This window comes from Candidatus Woesearchaeota archaeon (assembly GCA_021735165.1).
Classification (GTDB): Archaea; Nanobdellota; Nanobdellia; order Woesearchaeales; family 21-14-0-10-32-9; genus JAIPET01.
In genome coordinates this window covers 12,362-29,548 of record JAIPHP010000007.1, presented here as the reverse complement: position 1 = coordinate 29,548, position 17,187 = coordinate 12,362, and the positions used below count along the sequence as shown (strand labels likewise).

The window sequence follows — 17,187 nt, the reverse complement described above, 5'->3', positions numbered from 1 at the left end:
TTTATCTTAGAATTTGTGGTTGGTCTACGAGGTTTATTATTGTGGATGGTCTTCCTTTTTTTTCTCCTTCGTATATTATGAATGCTACTTTGTTTTTTATTGTTGAGTTTAAGTCTTCTGTGTTTGTCATGAAGTCTGATCCTGTTTTGTTGGCAGATGTTGTTATTATTGGTTTTCCTAGTTCTTCTACTATTTTTGAAAACCAGTTATTCGGTATTCTTATTCCTATTGTGTTTTTTCCAGGATTTACTGCTTTTGATAGTGCTGAGTCTTTTTTTAGTTTTAGTATTATTGTGAATCTGTGTTGTTTTCCTTTTATTTCTATGTATGTTCCTAGTTTTTCTACGAATTCTTTTTCTTTTTCACCTACTTCACAATTGTCATAAACCCATTTTTTGTTTGGAGCAATTATTGAGAATGGTTGTATGCTGCTTCCTTTTATTTCTCTTAATTTATTGACGAGTTGTGTGTTTGTTGCATCGCATCCTAATCCATATATTGTATCTGTTGGGTATATGAATATTTCTTTTGTCATCTGTTTTAAGAATTTTCTTTTGTTGTTTATGAACTCGTCTTTAGTTATTATCATTATTGTCTGTAAATGTATGTTTATTTATATAGTTAATTGATTTATTTTTAAATGGCGTTTCTCGCTGATTTTTTTCTTACGGTTTGTTGCCAATAGAAATTTTCTAAAAATATCATTTTTTCATGATATTCTTGCCATGACATGTATTCTCTTTTGTCAAATATGTTTATTAGATTTTTAAGCATATTCTTCGCCTCCATAAGTGTTGTTTAAGTAGTCTGTCATTGTTTGTTCGTCTTCTTTTGTTATTAGTTCTTGTTCTAACAGTATGGGTATTAATTTTTGTGTGTATGTTCTTATTTTCATTTTTTCACCTCTTTTGTGTCATGTCTTTTATTTGTTCAAAAAATAGTTGGTTGATGTATTGTGTGTATTGTGTTTGAGTCATTTTTTTTCACCTCTATTTTGTTATTTTTTTGCTTGTTTATATAGTCCGCGTCAGCACTTGTCCAGTGCTTTTTGAGAAACATTTATATATGGCGTTATGTAGTTTTGTTGTTGTATGGCGGATAATATTATTTTGGAGGTCAGATCTCACCTTTCTGATATTAAGGCTGGGACTGGGGCTTGGCATGAATTGGTTTCTAAGGGTGTGCATTTTAGTACGCCTCATAATGTTCGTAAATTGTTATATGGTAGGTTGGTTGATAATGTGAAGTTTTTAGCTGATTTTGCTCATTATTTTGAGCATGAAAATTCTCATAGTATAAGGTCTGCTGTTTCTCCTTTGGGCAAGAATGTTTTAGGTCTTAGAGATTTATTTTTACATGATGAATCTAAGCGTGATGAGATTCTAAGGATATTAGAAGATATGAAAAGGAATATTGCTGAGCTTGAGAAGCTTATTTAGTTCTTTTTTTAGAAAGTTTTATATTTGTGTGTTTATATTTTTTTTTATGGATGTCGACAGTTTAAAAAAAGAACTTGGTTCTGTTTTTATAGAATTAAAGGCGGGTTTTAAGTCCATTGAAGAATTGGTGTCTAAAGATGCTTATTTTAGTATTCCCAAAAACACTAGGCATCTTTTGTTTGTTTCCTTAAGGGATAAAGTTAATTTAATTCTTGATGTTTTTCTTCAGGCACAGTATTTTGATAGTGACGAATTGAAGAATAGTGTTTCTAATTTGAATAAGGGTTTTAAAATTTTTAGTGAAGCTGTTGTCAATGAGAAGAAGGAGGAAATTCTTGTTTCTTTGGATAATTTGGGTGCTGTTGTTAGTGGTTTGATTAAGTCTTTTTAGAAATCTGTGAGTTTTTTTTCTACTATTGTGGTGTTTCCACCTGCTCCTGTTAGTTTTTTTGTTTTTATGTAGTTTCCATCTTCTAGCATCGCTATTTTTCTTTGAAATGTTTTGTAGGATGCTGCACCTTCTTTTTTTTGGTATATTTTGTATAAATCGCCTATTTTTTTGCCTGAATTTTCTTTTACTACATCATATATTAATTTTGAATCACTTTCTAATTCTTCTGAGTTTTTTATTGTGAAATCATCTAGTTTGTTTATTGCTTTTTGTACGTGTTCTTTTGTGATTTTGTTTTTGCTTTGGTTTTCTGCGTTTAGTGCTGATTCTTTTAGTAGGTACAGCCCCGATCTTATGTCTTTTAGTTGGAATGTTTTTTCGGCTATTTTGTCGAAAGCTTCTTGTTCTATTGCTCCTAGGTGTAGTGCTATTTCCTTTCTTAGTTTCATTATGCTTAGTGTTTCTTTTAATGTGTATCTTCTGAATTCAAATAATTCTGGAAGTAGTCTTGATTTTATTCTTTCATCTAAATTAACTAGCCATGATTTGTAGTTTGTTAGTAGAAATATTGATTTGTAGTGTATGTCTTCTAACACAAAATATATGAAATCTAGTTCGTCCGCTTTGTCTATTTCGTCAAATACAAATGCAGCTGCTTTTTTGTTCAACATTCTTGAGATTACATCATATAGGTCAAATGTTTTCTTGTTTTGTGTGAATTTGTAGCCGATTATGTTGCATATTTCTAGTAGTACTTTGTATGTTGTGTTGTGTTTCCAGCAGTTTATGTATATTGGTTCTATTTCGTCTGTTTCTTTTTCTAGTTCTCTTAGTATGAATTTTGTTGCTGCTGTTTTTCCTATTCCTGGTGCTCCGTGTATTAGGATGTTTCTTCCGGATCTTTTGTGAAATAGAGGTTTTAGAGAGTTTGCTAGGTATTGTTGTTCGTTTTCTCTAAATGGTAATTCTCCGGGTACGTAGTCGTATTCTAGCGCGTCAAAGTTTTTTATTAGGTTTTGGTTTGGTTTTAGTGTATCGTCAAATAGTCCCATATGTTCACCTATTTTGTTTGAGTTTTTGTTTTTATAAAAAGTTTGTTATCTTTTTTTCGTTAATTTTTCAATATTATGTTCTATATAGTAAATAAATATTTCTCATTAAATATATAAACTATTAGAATGACCTGATGTTATGAAATACGTGGAACTTTCAAAAGCTTATTCTAAGCTTGAAAATACGTCAAAAAGACTTCACAAGACATATATAATCTCCAATTTATTAAAAGAAACTTCTGAAAATGAACTTGAGTATGTGATTATGCTCTTACAAGGAAGAGTTTTTACTGATGCTGATGATAGGGAGATAGGTGTTGCTGCAAAGCTTGTTTTAAAAGCGATAGCTGTATCTACAGGATATTCTGTTTCAGATATAGAGGATTTGTGGAAAAAAATAGGGGATTTGGGGGAAGTAGCAGAAAAATTATGCGGAAAGAAAACTCAAAACACATTATTTTCTCAGGATTTAGAAGTTGAAGAAGTTTTCAACAACTTACAGAAACTAGCATCACTTGAAGGTATGGGTAGTGTTGATCAAAAAGTAAAATTGATATCAAAAGTTCTTACTAGTGCTAAACCTTTAGAAGCAAAATATGTTGTAAGAACTGTTCTTCAGGATTTAAGAGTTGGTGTTGCTGAAGGAACACTAAGAGATGCAATTGCTTGGGCGTATCTTCCAAATATAAACCCTGGTTATGATGAAGAAACAAATGCTATAACTCCTGAAAACAGAGAAGAATACAATAAACAGTTGGAATCTGTTCAGTCAGCTCTGAATAAAATTAATGATTTTTCTAAAGTTGCAGTCGCTGCAAAGAAAGGATTAAAAGAATTAGAGAAAATAAAAATCATTGTTGGAAAACCATTGAAAGTTATGCTTGCACAGAAAGTCAATACTGTAAGTGAAGCATTTGAAACTGTGGGTAAACCTGCAGCTATAGAATTTAAATACGATGGATTTAGGATGCAGATTCATAAGAAAAATAATTCTGTCACAATATTCACTAGAAGATTGGAAGAAGTAACAAAGCAGTTTCCCGAAGTAAAAAATTTTGTTTTGAAAAATGTTGATGCAGAATCCTGTATTTTAGACTGCGAAGCAGCAGGTTATGATTCTAAGACGGGTAAATATACTCCTTTTCAGAGCATTAGCCAAAGAATTAAGAGAAAATACGATATTGAAAAAATGTCAAAGGATTTTCCTGTTGAATTAAACATTTTTGATATTATTTATTTTGATGGGGAAGATTTATTATCAAAACCATTCAATGAGAGAAGAGAGCTATTAGAAAAGATTGTAACACAGGAAAAGAAAAAAATAGTTCTTTCAAAGAAATTAATAACTGATTCTGAAGAGAAAGCTCAAGAATTTTTTGATGAATCTATAAAACAAGGTAATGAAGGGTTGATGTTTAAAAATCTTAATGGCATTTATAAACCAGGTTCAAGAGTTGGATATATGATAAAGCTTAAGAGCGCCCAAGATCCTCTTGAGGTAGTGATTCTCGGGGGTGAGTGGGGTAAAGGAAAAAGAAGCGGATGGATAACATCTCTTACAATAGGTGTTCAAAGTGATGATGGCTTCTTAGAAATTGGACATGTAGGGACTGGATTAAAAGAAAAACCTGAAGAAGGTTTAAGCTTTGGAGAAATCACAGAACTACTAAAACCAAATATTATCAAAGAGAAAGGAAGAGAAGTTACTGTTAAACCAGGTGTTGTTATTAGCGTTGAGTATGAAGAAATACAAAAGAGTCCTGGTTATAGTTCAGGATATGCCTTAAGGTTTCCTCGTGTGAAATTATTAAGATCTGATAGAAGACCTGAAGAAATCGCGACTTTGGAAGAAGTCGAAGATTTGTTCTATAGTCAAAAGAAATGATTCAGTAGTAGAGTTTCCTGAAGTTTTCTGCGAATACTTTATCTTTGTATATTGTTAGTTTTATTTCGCATTTTTTATGAGCTATTTCTGTTATTTCTTTCATGCTCATTTCTTGAACTGTTTTGTATTTTTTGAAGAATTCTTCTATTTTTTTTATTATTTGTTTTGTGTAATCGACTTTTATTATTGTGTCTCCCACTATGTTTATGTCTGAGTTGCTTTTGTCATCTTTTATGAATTTTATTTTTGCTCCTGTATCTTCATATATTTTTGCTGCCCATTTATTTAAAGGATTGTTTTTTGTTAGAATCCATTTTGTTTTCAGTTTTTTGTAATTTTCATATATTTTTGTTTCTCTTCCAAGGTTTATTAGCATCCACCAACAGTAGTTAGGTTTCATTATTGCCACTTTTGGTTCATCTTTTTCTAAGTGTTTTGGTAAATATGTGAGTATGTCTCCCCAGAACATGTCTAATTCTAACAAGTTGTTTAATGTGTAAATGGAATAATTTTCTTTTACAATGTCTCTGCTAAATTCATGTATGTTTTTTCCTTCTTTGGTTGCTAGTTTGTCAAAAAATGATTTGTATTTAATAATCCATTTTTGATTTAATGAGTATTTTTTGTTGGTTTTTTCCAGAATTGTTTTTTCTTGTAGGTATTCGACAGCTTTTCTTACTCCTTGGTATGTTATTGATATGTTGTAGTTTTTTCTTATTTTATTATATATTTGCATTATTGTTAAGGAGTGCTCTTCGGTTAGTAATGTGAATACTAGGTCTTTCAGATTTCTTGTTTCTTCTCCTTTTTGCGGTATCGAAAATTCTATCATTAATAGAGAATAATTGTCTTAATATTTAAACCTTTTGCTACAAAAATAGTTGTAGTAAATATTTATTATTTATTTGCAGTTACTATTTTTTAATGACACGTAAAGAAAAAATAAACGAGCGCATTTATTTACAAATTCCAGGGTTCTTTGAGGGCTCTTTGAAGATGGTTGGCTTAGCATTGATAGTGAATACTGCTTCAGTTGAAGGTTCTCACGCATTACAGTATCTTGGCGGAGGCATTAGTTATGCTTTAGGAATTACAGCCAGCCTGCTTAGAAAGATTACAATTGATGATTATATACTAGAAATATTTAATGAATTGAACGATAAAGTTAGCAAGAATATTGAGAAGTTAAAGAAAAGTACTGTAGATGAAACTATCAACAGACAATTGCAAATACAATATCCTTTTGTGAGTAAAGATGATTTTTCTAGGTTAAGGAAAAGGTTTGGAGATGACTTAGAATTTGTTGATTGCCTTAAAAGGCGAAGTAGAAATGAACCTATGGAATATTTGCTTGAAAAAGCAAATTTTTTGGGCAGAAAATTCAAAGTAACCAAAAATACGTATGTGCCAAACAAGGAAACGGAATTATTAGTTGAATATTTAATTCAAAATGAAAACTTGGATGGAAAAAGAGTACTTGACGTGGGTACTGGTTGCGGCAATATAGCTATTTCTCTTAAGCGCAAGGTTGATAACGTAAGCATTTATGCATCGGATATTAGTGAGAAAGCACTTGAAATCGCAAAGCAAAATGCAAAGAAGCATAATACAGAGATAGCAGATTTTTTTGTTAGCAACTATGTAGATGATGTGCCTGTAGAACCCAATTACATAATATCTGATTTGCCGTGGGGTCATGGCGATTCGAAGAGTGATTATACCTTAAAATCAATCGATAATGATGAACTAAAACACATGCCACAAATTGCAGTTTATCATCCTGATGGAGATATGGTTGCTTATGAAGAATTATTCGAGTCTATTCAGAAAAAGAGTTGGCATCCTAAGCTTTTCATAGAAACAGGTCTTATGCCAAAGCATGTTGTTGAAAAAGCAATTCCTAAATGTCTTGATTGGAAATATATTCCTATGAAAGATTATTCAATTACAGAAATTTATTTTTAAGATTTAAAAGTCGAAGATATTATCGGCAGAAGAAAAAGAAATCTTGATTATTTTCAGGTTGCTTTTTTGTATTCTTGTCTAATTATTTTTCCAAAGTTTTCAAACATCACATTTTTATAATTGGTTTTTATAGATGTGTTGTTCTTTGAGGTAACTATTTTTTTTCTTTCAAAATCTTTATTGTAGTTGTTATTTGAAAAATGATGTTCTGTTATTTTTTTAGTGAGTTTTTTTAGGTCGCTTTCTTTTTGTGCTGTTATTCTTTGAAGTGCATTTAAGTATGCAAATATGTTTCCTTCTACTATTGATAGTTTCTCCTTGTTTCTTTTTGAGGAAATGCTTGCAGTTATGTAGGTCTCATTTAAGAGTTTTTCATTAACTTTCCAAACACCTATTAGTGATTCGTTCTCATCAAATAACTCTTTTTCTTTTACTATAACTATTGATTTTTCATTAAGCATCAGCTCTCTTGCGTATTGTGTAAGTAGTATTGTTGCGGGTATTGAGTTTTTTGGTTTATCTGAGATCCATGTCTGGTAAGTTATTTGTGGATAAAGTAATCCTGATGCGTTAAATTCATTTGCATATATGAAGAAATAATCTGGTTTATCTTTTGTTCTCGTGACATGATTCTTGAAGCTTATTATGCTATCATTAAGTTCGTCAAGAGTCCAAATCAAGTATTCATTGTTTGTTTTGCTAATTCTAGTCTTTGGTCAATTGTTTTTGCTTCTTTATGCATTATGATCTGATTATCAAACATAACGTTTTAGAAGGGGGCAGTTTTATTTAAAATTTTGTAAATTATATGCAGGGGTATAATAACTCTTAAAGAAGTCGAAGATATTTATTATCGGCAGAATAAGAGTTGATTATTCTCCGGGCAATATTAATGTGAGCTCTCTTGGTGTGTTTCCTGTTTCTGCAATATTTTTTCTAACGTGTCTGTTTAATTCTCTATTTTCCGAATTTTTCAGTGCTTCTTTGAGTTGTTTTCCTCTCATTTTTACTTCCATATAAGATATCGGTTCTATTTTTCTGTTGTAATCTCTTTCATGCTCAAAGTGTGATGCTAAAAGTCTTGGAAAATAATTTGCTGTTGAAAAGAAATTTTTGTTCATTAAGTATTCGTGGTATTTCATATAAATATTCATATAGTCTCTTTCTAAATTGTGGAATGTAAAAAATGATTTTATGTATTTATCTGTAGGAAATTCTTTTACATCTTCTAAGTATTTTTGATATGACTTGTTAAGTAAAGAATCATTCTTTGTTATTTTGTAATGATTTTCTTTTATTTCTTCAACCCATAGTTTGTTTGTTCTCTTGAATTTTTTTTCAAATTCCTCTTTTGAATATATTTTTAGATCGTTTGGTTGATGAAATAATATTATTTCTGAATATCCTGCAAATATTTTTCCTTCTTTTTCAAGTCCTAATACTTCTTCTAATTCTTTTGCTTCTCCATATTGCCCTCTTATGTATGCGGTTACAGATAATGATTCGTGTTCAAATGCTGCTTCATTGCTTTTTAGTATTTCAGAAGCTCTTTTTGTAGAAAAGTAAAGAGAATTTCTTTGATCTTCTATCCGGTCTATTTCTAGGTTTCCTTTAGCGCTTTTCATTATTTGCCAGTACCCTTGTGCATAAACGCTAGATGTTGCAACAGCTACTAGTGTTTCTATTTTTGGTATGTTTTTGTATAGGACTGATAGTTTATTGTCTGAGAGTATTGTTTCAAATATTAATTTATATTTGTCGAGTTTATAGTATGCTTTGTCGTGTTTGCTTTTTCTTCCAAGATATGTTAGTCTATTTTTTCTTATTGAGTCGGGAAGTGAGTCGAAGTACTTTTTTCTTGCTTTTCTGGAGTCCTCCACAGTATCAACTATTGAAAGATTATTCTTATCAAAAACAACTCTGATATTATCGTCTACTTTTGCTAAGTTTATCCATCCTTCTATTTTTTCTTCTAAGAGTTCATATGAGTTCTCTGCAATGTTTTTAGCTTCTTTTATGTTTAGTTCAAGGGCTGTTTTTTGAGGATTGTAGTTTTTGAAATCTGGAAGTTCTTGTTTTATCTCTCTTAATTGTTCTCTTAATTTTTTGTATGGGTTCCATTCAATGTTTCCAAGTAAAAATATTTCTGTTGCAAGAAGTCCTATTAAAACTGTTTTTTTCCATGTTTTCATTCCTGGATATTTTTTTCTTTGTTCTTCAAGAAATTCTTTTTCCCATGTGTTCATAATTTTTTGTTAATTTTGTTCTCTTTTATTATTTTTGCGTTTTGTATTGCTATTTTCGTAATATTTCCGGAAATTACAGAAGTTTTTTTGTTTACTTTGCGAAAACTTTTTAAATAATTTGTATTCCTGTAGTGGTAAAATGACACCTACAAAACTTGCAATGATAAGAATGCTTTGTTATTAAGCTTGGTAGGTGTACCTTTTTTCTGTATTTTTTGAACGCCTCCTAGGTTTAACTAGGCATAAGATGGCTCAACGATAGACAAATGTGAATGGGGGATTCCCATGAAAAACAAAAACAAAAAAAATTCAAAAAATGAAGTGCATAAACCAATTGATTTCAAATATAATTTGAAGATGTATTGGCAGTTAGTTCGAAATTACAAATGGATGGCTTTTGGATTGTTAATGATGATTTTGTTTTTTCAATCATCATATTCAGCGCAAAGTTATCTTTTCAAAGTTCTAACTGATGAAGGAGCGAAATTTATAGCAAAAGAAATTGTGCAAAGTGAATTCCTCAGAACTTTAGGGATTCTCGCTTTAGTTTATGCTGGTTTGAAACTATTGCAGACTGGTTTTAGATGGATTTGGATGAACACAATTAACATTTTTGAAACAAAGATGATGCTTGATATAAAGAAAAAAATGTTTAATCATGTTGTTCATTTGGATCATGAGTTTCATACAAGCAATAAAACCGGTTCTCTTATCAGCAGATTGATAAGGGGAGGTAATGCAATTGAAAGACTTACAGATGTAATCGTTTTCAATTTCGTACCTTTGCTTTTCCAAACTATTGTTGTCGGCGGAACTATTATGTTGTTTGATCCTTTTTCGGCTTTAGTAGTGGTGCTAACAATATTGGTATTCATAGTTTTTAGTTTTTACATAAACAAAAAGCAACAACCAGCTAATATGGCTGCTAATGATGCTGAGGATTTAGAAAAAGCAATGGTTAGTGATTTCCTTACGAATATTGAAAGTATTAAGTACTTTGGCAAAGAAGAAAAAATAAAATCAAGGTATTTAAAGTACGGAGATCTTACTAGAAAAACAATGCTTGCGCATTGGAATTATTTTAGATGGCTCTCTGCAGGTCATACTTTGATATTAGGATTGGGTACTTTTTTCTTATTGTACTTCCCTATTCAAAAGATGCTTGCAGGAACTTTAACAATAGGCACTTTGGTATTTATTTATGCTTCGTTTGAAACTATGATTGGTCATTTATTTGGTTTTGATCATGGTCTTCGTGGTTTTTATAGAAGTATGGCTGACTTTGAAAGTTTGTTTAAGTACTATAAGGCTCAGAAAACTGTTGTGGATGTTAATAATGCTAAGCAATTAAAGGTCAAAAAGGGAACCATCAGTTTCAAGAATGTATGTTTCAAATACAAGAACAGATATGTTTTAAGAGACTTTAGTTTGGAAATTCCTGCAAACAAAAAGATTGCTTTAGTTGGACCTTCAGGTTCTGGGAAAAGCACTCTTATTAAATTACTTTATCGTCTTTATGACATTAATAAGGGAACTATTTTTGTCGATGGATACGATATAAGTAAAGTGAAACAGGAATCTTTGCGTGGAGAACTTTCAATCGTTCCTCAAGAAGCTGTATTGTTTGATGACACTATTTTGAACAATATAGGATTTAGTAATGGAAACATGAATAAGAAGCAAATATTAAAGGCGATGAAGTTTGCTCAGCTTGATAAAGTAGTTTCGGGTTTTCCTAACAAAGAACAAACGATTGTTGGAGAAAGAGGCGTTAAACTTTCAGGAGGAGAAAAGCAACGTGTATCCATAGCAAGAGCTATATTAGCAGATAAAAAAATAATTGTCTTAGATGAAGCAACATCTGCTCTTGATTCTGGAACAGAACATGAGATACAAAAAGACCTAGAGAATCTGATGGAAGGAAGAACCAGCATAGTTATTGCGCATAGGCTTTCAACAATTATGAAAGCGGACATGATTGTTGTGCTTGATAAAGGAAGAGTGGTACAAAAAGGAACTCATAACGATTTAATAGAGCAGGAAGGATTGTACAAAAAACTTTGGAACCTTCAGAAAGGCGGCTATATAAAGTGAACTGTCAGCAGTCGGATCACGGTTGTAGCATAACTTTTTTTATTTCTTTTTTTTAGTAATATTTAAAAATAATTTTGCTTAAAATTTATTTGGTGAAAACTATGATTATTAAAGCGAAACAATTTATTTTAAGATATCCTAAATTATCAGATGCAAAACGTAATTTTGAAGTTCAACAAGATAAAGAAACTGCTATGAATTTTAGAAGTCATCCTGAAACTTTAAAACAAGCAATAGAGGAAATTGAGTCTGCAATAAAAGAAAATAGAAAGAAAAATAAAACCTCGGAAAATTTTGCCATAGAAGTGGATGGAGAATTTGCAGGATCTATATCGATTCATCACATTGTTCCTAATCATAAATGTGCTATTACTTATAATCTCGATAAGAAATATCGAGGTAGAGGTATTGTTTCTGAAGCGGTTAAATTGATTACTAATTACGCGTTTAAAAAGTATAAATTAGTAAGAATAGAAGCAGGTTTAAGAGCATATAATATTGCTTCAAAAAAAGTATTGGAAAAAAACGGTTTTGAATTAGAAGGAATTAGAAAAAAGTGCACCAAAAAGGATGGCAGATATTATGATGATTTATCTTATGCCAAAGTTAAATAATTTAATATAATTAAGTTAGATTATTTATATATTGATGAAAAATATGTGTTTATTTTTTACTTTGTTTCCATAAGATTTCAAATATTCCTCTGTATGAGTTTGCCATGTGTTTGTTCTTGATTAATGTAACGACTGGTTTTTCTGTGTAAACAGTTATTGCTACTTTATCTCCGTATATCGTTGTCTCTGTTAGTGGTTCGAATTCTTTTTCAAAGAACCTTAATTCTATTTCTTTGTGAGGTATTGCGTCTTTCCAGTATTCTAATGATTTGTTGAATAGCAATTTTGCTTTTATTCCTTTTTCTACTTGTCTTTTATGCATGTTTCTCCAGTAGTATTCTGGTATTAATTTGTCTGATTCTTCTGGCGCTCCAAAACTTACATAATCTTTGCCTTCGTCAAGCATGTCTCTGTGCATCTTCTTTACTCCTGTTATGCCTCTTAGTACTACTGCGGTTTCTGAGCTATGGATGTTGTCTTTTGACAATTTTACTTGCTCTGACAGCTTCTTTGCAAGTCTTTTTTTATCATCCAGTTCTGATTTTTTTGTTTCTATGTATTCTATTAATGTGTCTGGGTCTTCAAGGTTGTATGTTCTTACATTATTTTGAATTATTTTGGAAATTAGTCCTTTTTCGCATAGTTTTTCCATTGCATCATATGTATTTGCTTTGAAAAAGCCAGTTTCGTAGACTAGAGTCTTTACATCAGCACTTCCAAGCTTTAACATGGCTAAGTATAGGGTGCTTTCTGTCTTAGAAAGTCCTAGTTTCTCTAAATCTTCTATTTTCATTAGTAGTTTAATACTACTACCAGTATTTATAATTATGTTAGTACTACATAGTGATAAAAAGAGGTGAGTCTTATGATTCCCAAAAAATTCAGGAAATACAAAGAGTTAGGAAAAAAAGTTGAAAGTGAAATAAGAGAAATATCAGACCTAATCAGAGAAAATACTTTCAGCAATGGAAAATACAGATTACATTTAGTTCCAGTTAACGGTCAAAAAATAATTGCTGCTGATGCAAAAGCTCTAAACAAGTACGACAACCAGAAAGGTCCTGGGTGCTGGAGATATGCCTTTGATTTACAACAAAGAGAGTATCTTGGAATAGCAAAAGAAGTTGATAATGGATCGTATAGGATTGTATGATTGTAGGTGTCAAAGAAAGTTAAGAGGAAAGGAGAAATCCTTTTCTCTTTTTATTAAAAAGGTGAAAAAAATGAATAAAAGAAAAAGTAAATCAATTGATACGATGGTATTCGGAGAAAATTACATTAAAATAAGAGAAATAGCAAACAAATTACAAAATAAAACAGATGAATATGAAAATTTTGAGAATTACTTATTACTAGAAGAATTAAAAAAATCTGGTTTATCAGAAAAGCAATTCATAGATAAATACAAAAATAAAACTTTCGATGTCGAAACTGAGAAAAAAGAATATTTTTTTTCAGAACCAGAAAAAATACATGTCAAATTTAAGTTTGACAATGAAAAAGAACAAATATTAACTAATCGTTCATCATTAACAAATTTAATATTTGAATCTTACAAAAGTTTTGAAAATAAAATAGATGATAAACTGGAAAATCTAGATATTCAGACTGACAAAAAGGTTGATGGTTATTCAGGATCATTGTCTTCAAGTTACATGGCTTTACCTGGGATTTCACTTAAATATTCAATTGAAAAGAATGATAATAATGTTTCGTTTGAATTTATACTTCCGACATTAAAAAGAATAACAGAATTAAATCCTGTTGGTATGTGCGCTGGTTTCATTGCGGGCATCAATCTGAATAAAATCTATACTCCGGATGGAGATAATATAATAAAGGATTTTTTCGAATCCAAAAATTATCAAATCGTCAAAAATGATGATGGACATAATTCATTCGGAGGATCAATTATAAAATTAAATCCGGTAGAAAGATTTTCAGATTATCAAAAAATTGATTACACAGAACCAGAAACAGGGATCACAGAAAACCAAATAAAAAGGTTTTTAGGGCATTTGAATAAACTTGACAAACATTTAAAGAAAAGTTTAAGTTGATGATTGGGCCTTTAATAACTACGAGTAATCTAGAAAAAAGACTAAGTTGTATTTAATGTATCTTCATGATGGTCTATTATGTAAAAAAGTTTTTTAGTGATTTGTCTGAACAGTACAGGATTTTTCTTTTTTAATTTTTTCATTGATTTTTTAAATACTTTGCTAAATTTTATTTCATAATTCATTACAAATCCCTTAAGCACTTCTTAGCTTCGTCTTGGGTAAATGTTCGTTCATTTTTGTTGTGCCAGAAAGTTCTAGTTTCTTAGCGGACTTAGAGGAGCGATTTTCATTATTTGTACTTGAAAATTGTTTTTATTAGATATTTTGATCTTTGCAGTGTGTTTTCTTTTATCACTTTGTTTATTTCATCTATGTTTCTTTCTATTTTTTCTGTTTCTATGTTTGTATATAACGTTTTTATGTTTATGTTTGCTAAGCTGTATTGTGCTATTGTTTTTTGCATTTGTTCGCTTGTTCCATAAGCAGCTATTAATTTCTCTTCTTTATTTTGAAATAGTGCTAAATATATTCCTTTTTCGTCTATTGCTATTTGTTCTATTGTTTTTCGTAGTATTCTTTTTCCTAGTGTTTTTAATGCTGTTGACGCTATTTTGTCTTCTATCGCCAAGTATTTTATTAAGGGTAAGTTCGTTATTTTTATTGAGTCTTTTATTGTGTTTAAACTTAGTTCTGTTTTTGGAACTAAAACAGTTTCTCCAATTATTATGGCATCTAGTTCTGTTATTTGTTCTTCTGCGGTTTGGTAGTTATGTGCTTTTCCATTTAGGTTTTCGTGTACTGCAAAATTCAATTCTAGATTGTTGTATATCAATGATGAGAATATGAAGTGGGTTTTGTGTTGTATTGTTTTTCCTTTATGTTCAATTCTTATTATGTATTTTTCTATGCCTTCTGGGAATTCCGAGTCTATTCCTGCTAATTGCAAGTTGATATTTTTATATGGTTTTTTTGGTTTTATTTTTTGAGTTATTATTTTTTGAGTTGTTGCGTTCATTTTATTTTTTAGAATTTATCTGTTTTTTTAAATCTTTCGAAAGATTATTATTTATCAGTAGTAAAAGAACTTTTTTCAAGAGTATTTTGACTTAGAATGTGTTTTTTTAAAAGCTTTAGATACGTATGATTCTTTCACTTCACTATCTAAAAATAATTATTCATTACCAGTAATTATAAATATGAATTCAAACTCCACAAAGTTATGGAAAAAGCACAAATAATAGGTGGAAGATTTGGAGAGATATTAATTAGACAAAAATCAGACAAAGAAATAGAAATAGGAGAACTTCTAATATCAGACAACAAAAACCAAACAAAAACCCTATATCAAATATATGATATGTTCTTTAGTTCACAAATCAGCCAACAAAATTTAGAAAGAATATCCGGAATGGAACTAGAAGAAAATATACAATCAAAATTTTTTAACAAAAACACAAGAAACTATAAACTTGCCTTATGTAAAGCATTAGTAAACATTATTAATGAAAAAGCAGAGCCAACAAAAAATTTGCCTGAGATATTCAACAAATTAAGAGAACCAACAGAACAAGACCTAAAATTTCTGGCTAATAAAGAAAACACATTATTCATAGGAAACCTAAGAAGTGGCACTAAAAAACTACCTATACACATAAATTTAAACGCCGAAAAAACATTAAGCCACCATATACTGATAACAGGAACTACTGGAAGAGGAAAAAGTGTACTTATGAAAAATCTTTTGTGGAGTAACATCCCAAACGAAAAAACTGCGCAACTAATATTTGATCCCCACGACGAATACTATGGAAGAAATAACATAGGACTAAAAGATCATCCAGAAAAAGACAAAATAAAATATTATACGCCAAAAGAAACATCGCAAGGACAAAAAACATTAAGACTAAATATAAAAAAAATAAAGCCTCATCACTTAGACATAATAGAACTGACAAATCCTCAGAAACAAATAATGTACATATACTACAAAAAATTCAAAGAAAACTGGATAGAACAAATAATAACAAGCGACATAACTCAAGAAACACAAAATAAAGAAATAAATGAATTAAGCCTTGCAGTACTAAGAAGAAAAATAAAAATAATACTGGACTTGGATTCTCAACAACAAAAACTAACAGAAACAGGAATATTCAGCAAAGAAGCTGGACAAATTACAACGACAGAAATACAAAAAGAACTAGAACAAGGAAAAACGGTAATAATAGACACAAGCAACTTCTCAGGTCAAAAAGAACTATTAATAGCAAATATAATAACAACAGAAATACTAGAAAAATACCAATATTACAACACAAAAGGACAACTAAACGAAAAACCAACAATAACAATAGTATTAGAGGAAGCACCCAGAGTTATAGGTAAAGAAGCACTTGAAAAAGGACCAAACATATTTTCAACAATAGCAAGAGAAGGAAGAAAATTCAAAATAGGCCTTTGCGCACTAACGCAACTACCCAGTCTAATACCAAAAGAAATACTAGCAAATATGAACACAAAAATAATACTTGGAACTGAAATGAACACAGAAAGAACCGCAATAATAGAAAGCGCAAGTCAAGATCTAACAAAGGATAACCGAAATATAGCGAGTCTAGATCAAGGAGAAGCACTAATAACAAGCACATTTACAAAATTTGCACTACCAATAAACATACCTTTCTTTGACAAAAGAGCAAAAACAGAAATACAAAAACAAAAAGAAACAAAATCAGAAACAAAAATAAACATGATAGGTTTGAAATGAATCAACAAGCATACTGGAACAACTTCTGGAAACAAAAACTGCCCCCAAAAAAAGAAATATCAGAATTTGCAAAAGAAGCAAATCAAATAATGAAACAACACAGCATAAAAACTATGTTAGACATAGGATGCGGAGCAGGCCAAGAAACAATATACTTCGCGAAAAAAGGTTATAAAGTAACCGCGATAGACCTTTCAACAAACGCACTATTAAAACTAAGACAACAAATACAAAAAGAAAACATACAAAACATAGAAACAAAAATACTAGATATAACAAAAAAAAGAATAACTGGAAAATACGACGCAATATACTCCGAATTAAGCATTCATTATTTCAACGACACAACAACAAAATTGATAATAACAAAAATAAAAACTGCCTTAAACAAAAATGGACTGCTATTTATAAGATGCAAATCAACACAAAACACAGCATACAAAAAAGGAACATTATTAGAAGAAAATTTCTACGAATACCAAGGAAAGCAAATGCGTTTATTCACTCTACAATACATGGAAGAACTATTAAAAAATTATTCGATGATAAAAATAAAAGAAACAAAAAGACCACATTATACAAAAGAAAACAAAGAAATAACAATTCATTCAATAGAAGCAATAGTCCAAAAACCGTAAAAATCACAATAAACACCAAAAAACTTACGAAAA

Annotated in this window: 19 protein-coding genes; 10 read left to right on the top strand and 9 right to left on the bottom strand. The window is 30.3% G+C overall.

What is annotated here, in order from left to right; genetic code table 11:
• Window position 1 precedes the first annotated feature (1 nt).
• A complete protein-coding gene (locus K9L97_02640) occupies window positions 2-589 on the bottom strand; it encodes a Sua5/YciO/YrdC/YwlC family protein (GenBank protein MCF7871909.1) in 588 nt (195 codons plus the stop codon).
• Window positions 590-636: 47 nt separating this feature from the next.
• Entirely contained in the window at window positions 637-774 is a 138-nt protein-coding gene (locus tag K9L97_02635) for a hypothetical protein (GenBank protein ID MCF7871908.1), read from the bottom strand.
• A gap of 317 nt (window positions 775-1,091) precedes the next feature.
• Between K9L97_02635 and K9L97_02630 the strand changes: the two genes are divergently transcribed.
• On the top strand, window positions 1,092-1,439 hold the full coding sequence (locus tag K9L97_02630; GenBank protein ID MCF7871907.1) for a hypothetical protein: 348 nt from the start codon (window positions 1,092-1,094) through the stop codon (window positions 1,437-1,439).
• A gap of 46 nt (window positions 1,440-1,485) precedes the next feature.
• Entirely contained in the window at window positions 1,486-1,830 is a 345-nt protein-coding gene (locus K9L97_02625) for a hypothetical protein (protein ID MCF7871906.1), read from the top strand.
• On the opposite strand, the gene K9L97_02620 is transcribed toward K9L97_02625, so the two are convergent.
• Window positions 1,827-2,882, bottom strand: coding sequence for an AAA family ATPase (locus tag K9L97_02620; protein ID MCF7871905.1), 1,056 nt, complete (start codon window positions 2,880-2,882; stop codon window positions 1,827-1,829). The genes K9L97_02625 and K9L97_02620 overlap by 4 nt on opposite strands.
• A gap of 139 nt (window positions 2,883-3,021) precedes the next feature.
• Here K9L97_02620 and K9L97_02615 point away from each other — a divergent pair, with 139 nt between their 5' ends.
• A complete protein-coding gene (locus tag K9L97_02615) occupies window positions 3,022-4,767 on the top strand; it encodes an ATP-dependent DNA ligase (protein ID MCF7871904.1) in 1,746 nt (581 codons plus the stop codon).
• 1 nt (window position 4,768) lies between these two features.
• Here the strand turns inward: K9L97_02615 and K9L97_02610 are convergent, their stop codons facing one another.
• Complete coding sequence (locus tag K9L97_02610) at window positions 4,769-5,599, bottom strand: hypothetical protein (protein MCF7871903.1); 831 nt, start codon at window positions 5,597-5,599, stop codon at window positions 4,769-4,771.
• A 92-nt stretch (window positions 5,600-5,691) separates the two neighbouring features.
• Between K9L97_02610 and K9L97_02605 the strand changes: the two genes are divergently transcribed.
• On the top strand, window positions 5,692-6,732 hold the full coding sequence (locus tag K9L97_02605) for a class I SAM-dependent methyltransferase (GenBank protein ID MCF7871902.1): 1,041 nt from the start codon (window positions 5,692-5,694) through the stop codon (window positions 6,730-6,732).
• A gap of 53 nt (window positions 6,733-6,785) precedes the next feature.
• On the opposite strand, the gene K9L97_02600 is transcribed toward K9L97_02605, so the two are convergent.
• Both K9L97_02600 and K9L97_02595 read right to left on the bottom strand, forming a co-directional pair.
• Window positions 6,786-7,412, bottom strand: coding sequence for a hypothetical protein (locus tag K9L97_02600; GenBank protein MCF7871901.1), 627 nt, complete (start codon window positions 7,410-7,412; stop codon window positions 6,786-6,788).
• A gap of 192 nt (window positions 7,413-7,604) precedes the next feature.
• Entirely contained in the window at window positions 7,605-8,978 is a 1,374-nt protein-coding gene (locus K9L97_02595; protein ID MCF7871900.1) for a hypothetical protein, read from the bottom strand.
• Between the two features lie 285 nt (window positions 8,979-9,263).
• Between K9L97_02595 and K9L97_02590 the strand changes: the two genes are divergently transcribed.
• Both K9L97_02590 and K9L97_02585 read left to right on the top strand, forming a co-directional pair.
• The gene (locus K9L97_02590; protein MCF7871899.1) at window positions 9,264-11,072 is read left to right on the top strand and encodes an ABC transporter ATP-binding protein/permease; all 1,809 of its coding nucleotides are present in this window, start codon (window positions 9,264-9,266) and stop codon (window positions 11,070-11,072) included.
• A 101-nt stretch (window positions 11,073-11,173) separates the two neighbouring features.
• On the top strand, window positions 11,174-11,686 hold the full coding sequence (locus tag K9L97_02585; GenBank protein ID MCF7871898.1) for a GNAT family N-acetyltransferase: 513 nt from the start codon (window positions 11,174-11,176) through the stop codon (window positions 11,684-11,686).
• A gap of 49 nt (window positions 11,687-11,735) precedes the next feature.
• On the opposite strand, the gene K9L97_02580 is transcribed toward K9L97_02585, so the two are convergent.
• Complete coding sequence (locus K9L97_02580; GenBank protein ID MCF7871897.1) at window positions 11,736-12,479, bottom strand: hypothetical protein; 744 nt, start codon at window positions 12,477-12,479, stop codon at window positions 11,736-11,738.
• A 72-nt stretch (window positions 12,480-12,551) separates the two neighbouring features.
• Here K9L97_02580 and K9L97_02575 point away from each other — a divergent pair, with 72 nt between their 5' ends.
• Both K9L97_02575 and K9L97_02570 read left to right on the top strand, forming a co-directional pair.
• Window positions 12,552-12,839 carry a hypothetical protein gene (locus K9L97_02575; protein MCF7871896.1) on the top strand — a complete coding sequence of 96 codons (288 nt, stop codon included), beginning with the start codon at window positions 12,552-12,554 and terminating at the stop codon, window positions 12,837-12,839.
• A 70-nt stretch (window positions 12,840-12,909) separates the two neighbouring features.
• Window positions 12,910-13,746, top strand: a complete 837-nt coding sequence (locus tag K9L97_02570; protein MCF7871895.1) for a hypothetical protein — start codon at window positions 12,910-12,912, stop codon at window positions 13,744-13,746.
• 41 nt (window positions 13,747-13,787) lie between these two features.
• On the opposite strand, the gene K9L97_02565 is transcribed toward K9L97_02570, so the two are convergent.
• Both K9L97_02565 and K9L97_02560 read right to left on the bottom strand, forming a co-directional pair.
• Window positions 13,788-13,931: a hypothetical protein gene (locus K9L97_02565; protein MCF7871894.1), complete on the bottom strand. Its 144-nt coding sequence runs from the start codon at window positions 13,929-13,931 to the stop codon at window positions 13,788-13,790.
• A 107-nt stretch (window positions 13,932-14,038) separates the two neighbouring features.
• On the bottom strand, window positions 14,039-14,764 hold the full coding sequence (locus K9L97_02560) for a hypothetical protein (protein MCF7871893.1): 726 nt from the start codon (window positions 14,762-14,764) through the stop codon (window positions 14,039-14,041).
• A 204-nt stretch (window positions 14,765-14,968) separates the two neighbouring features.
• Between K9L97_02560 and K9L97_02555 the strand changes: the two genes are divergently transcribed.
• Window positions 14,969-16,516: an ATP-binding protein gene (locus tag K9L97_02555; GenBank protein ID MCF7871892.1), complete on the top strand. Its 1,548-nt coding sequence runs from the start codon at window positions 14,969-14,971 to the stop codon at window positions 16,514-16,516.
• Window positions 16,513-17,154 carry a class I SAM-dependent methyltransferase gene (locus tag K9L97_02550; GenBank protein MCF7871891.1) on the top strand — a complete coding sequence of 214 codons (642 nt, stop codon included), beginning with the start codon at window positions 16,513-16,515 and terminating at the stop codon, window positions 17,152-17,154. The genes K9L97_02555 and K9L97_02550 overlap by 4 nt, the downstream gene beginning before the upstream one ends.
• Window positions 17,155-17,187 lie beyond the last annotated feature (33 nt).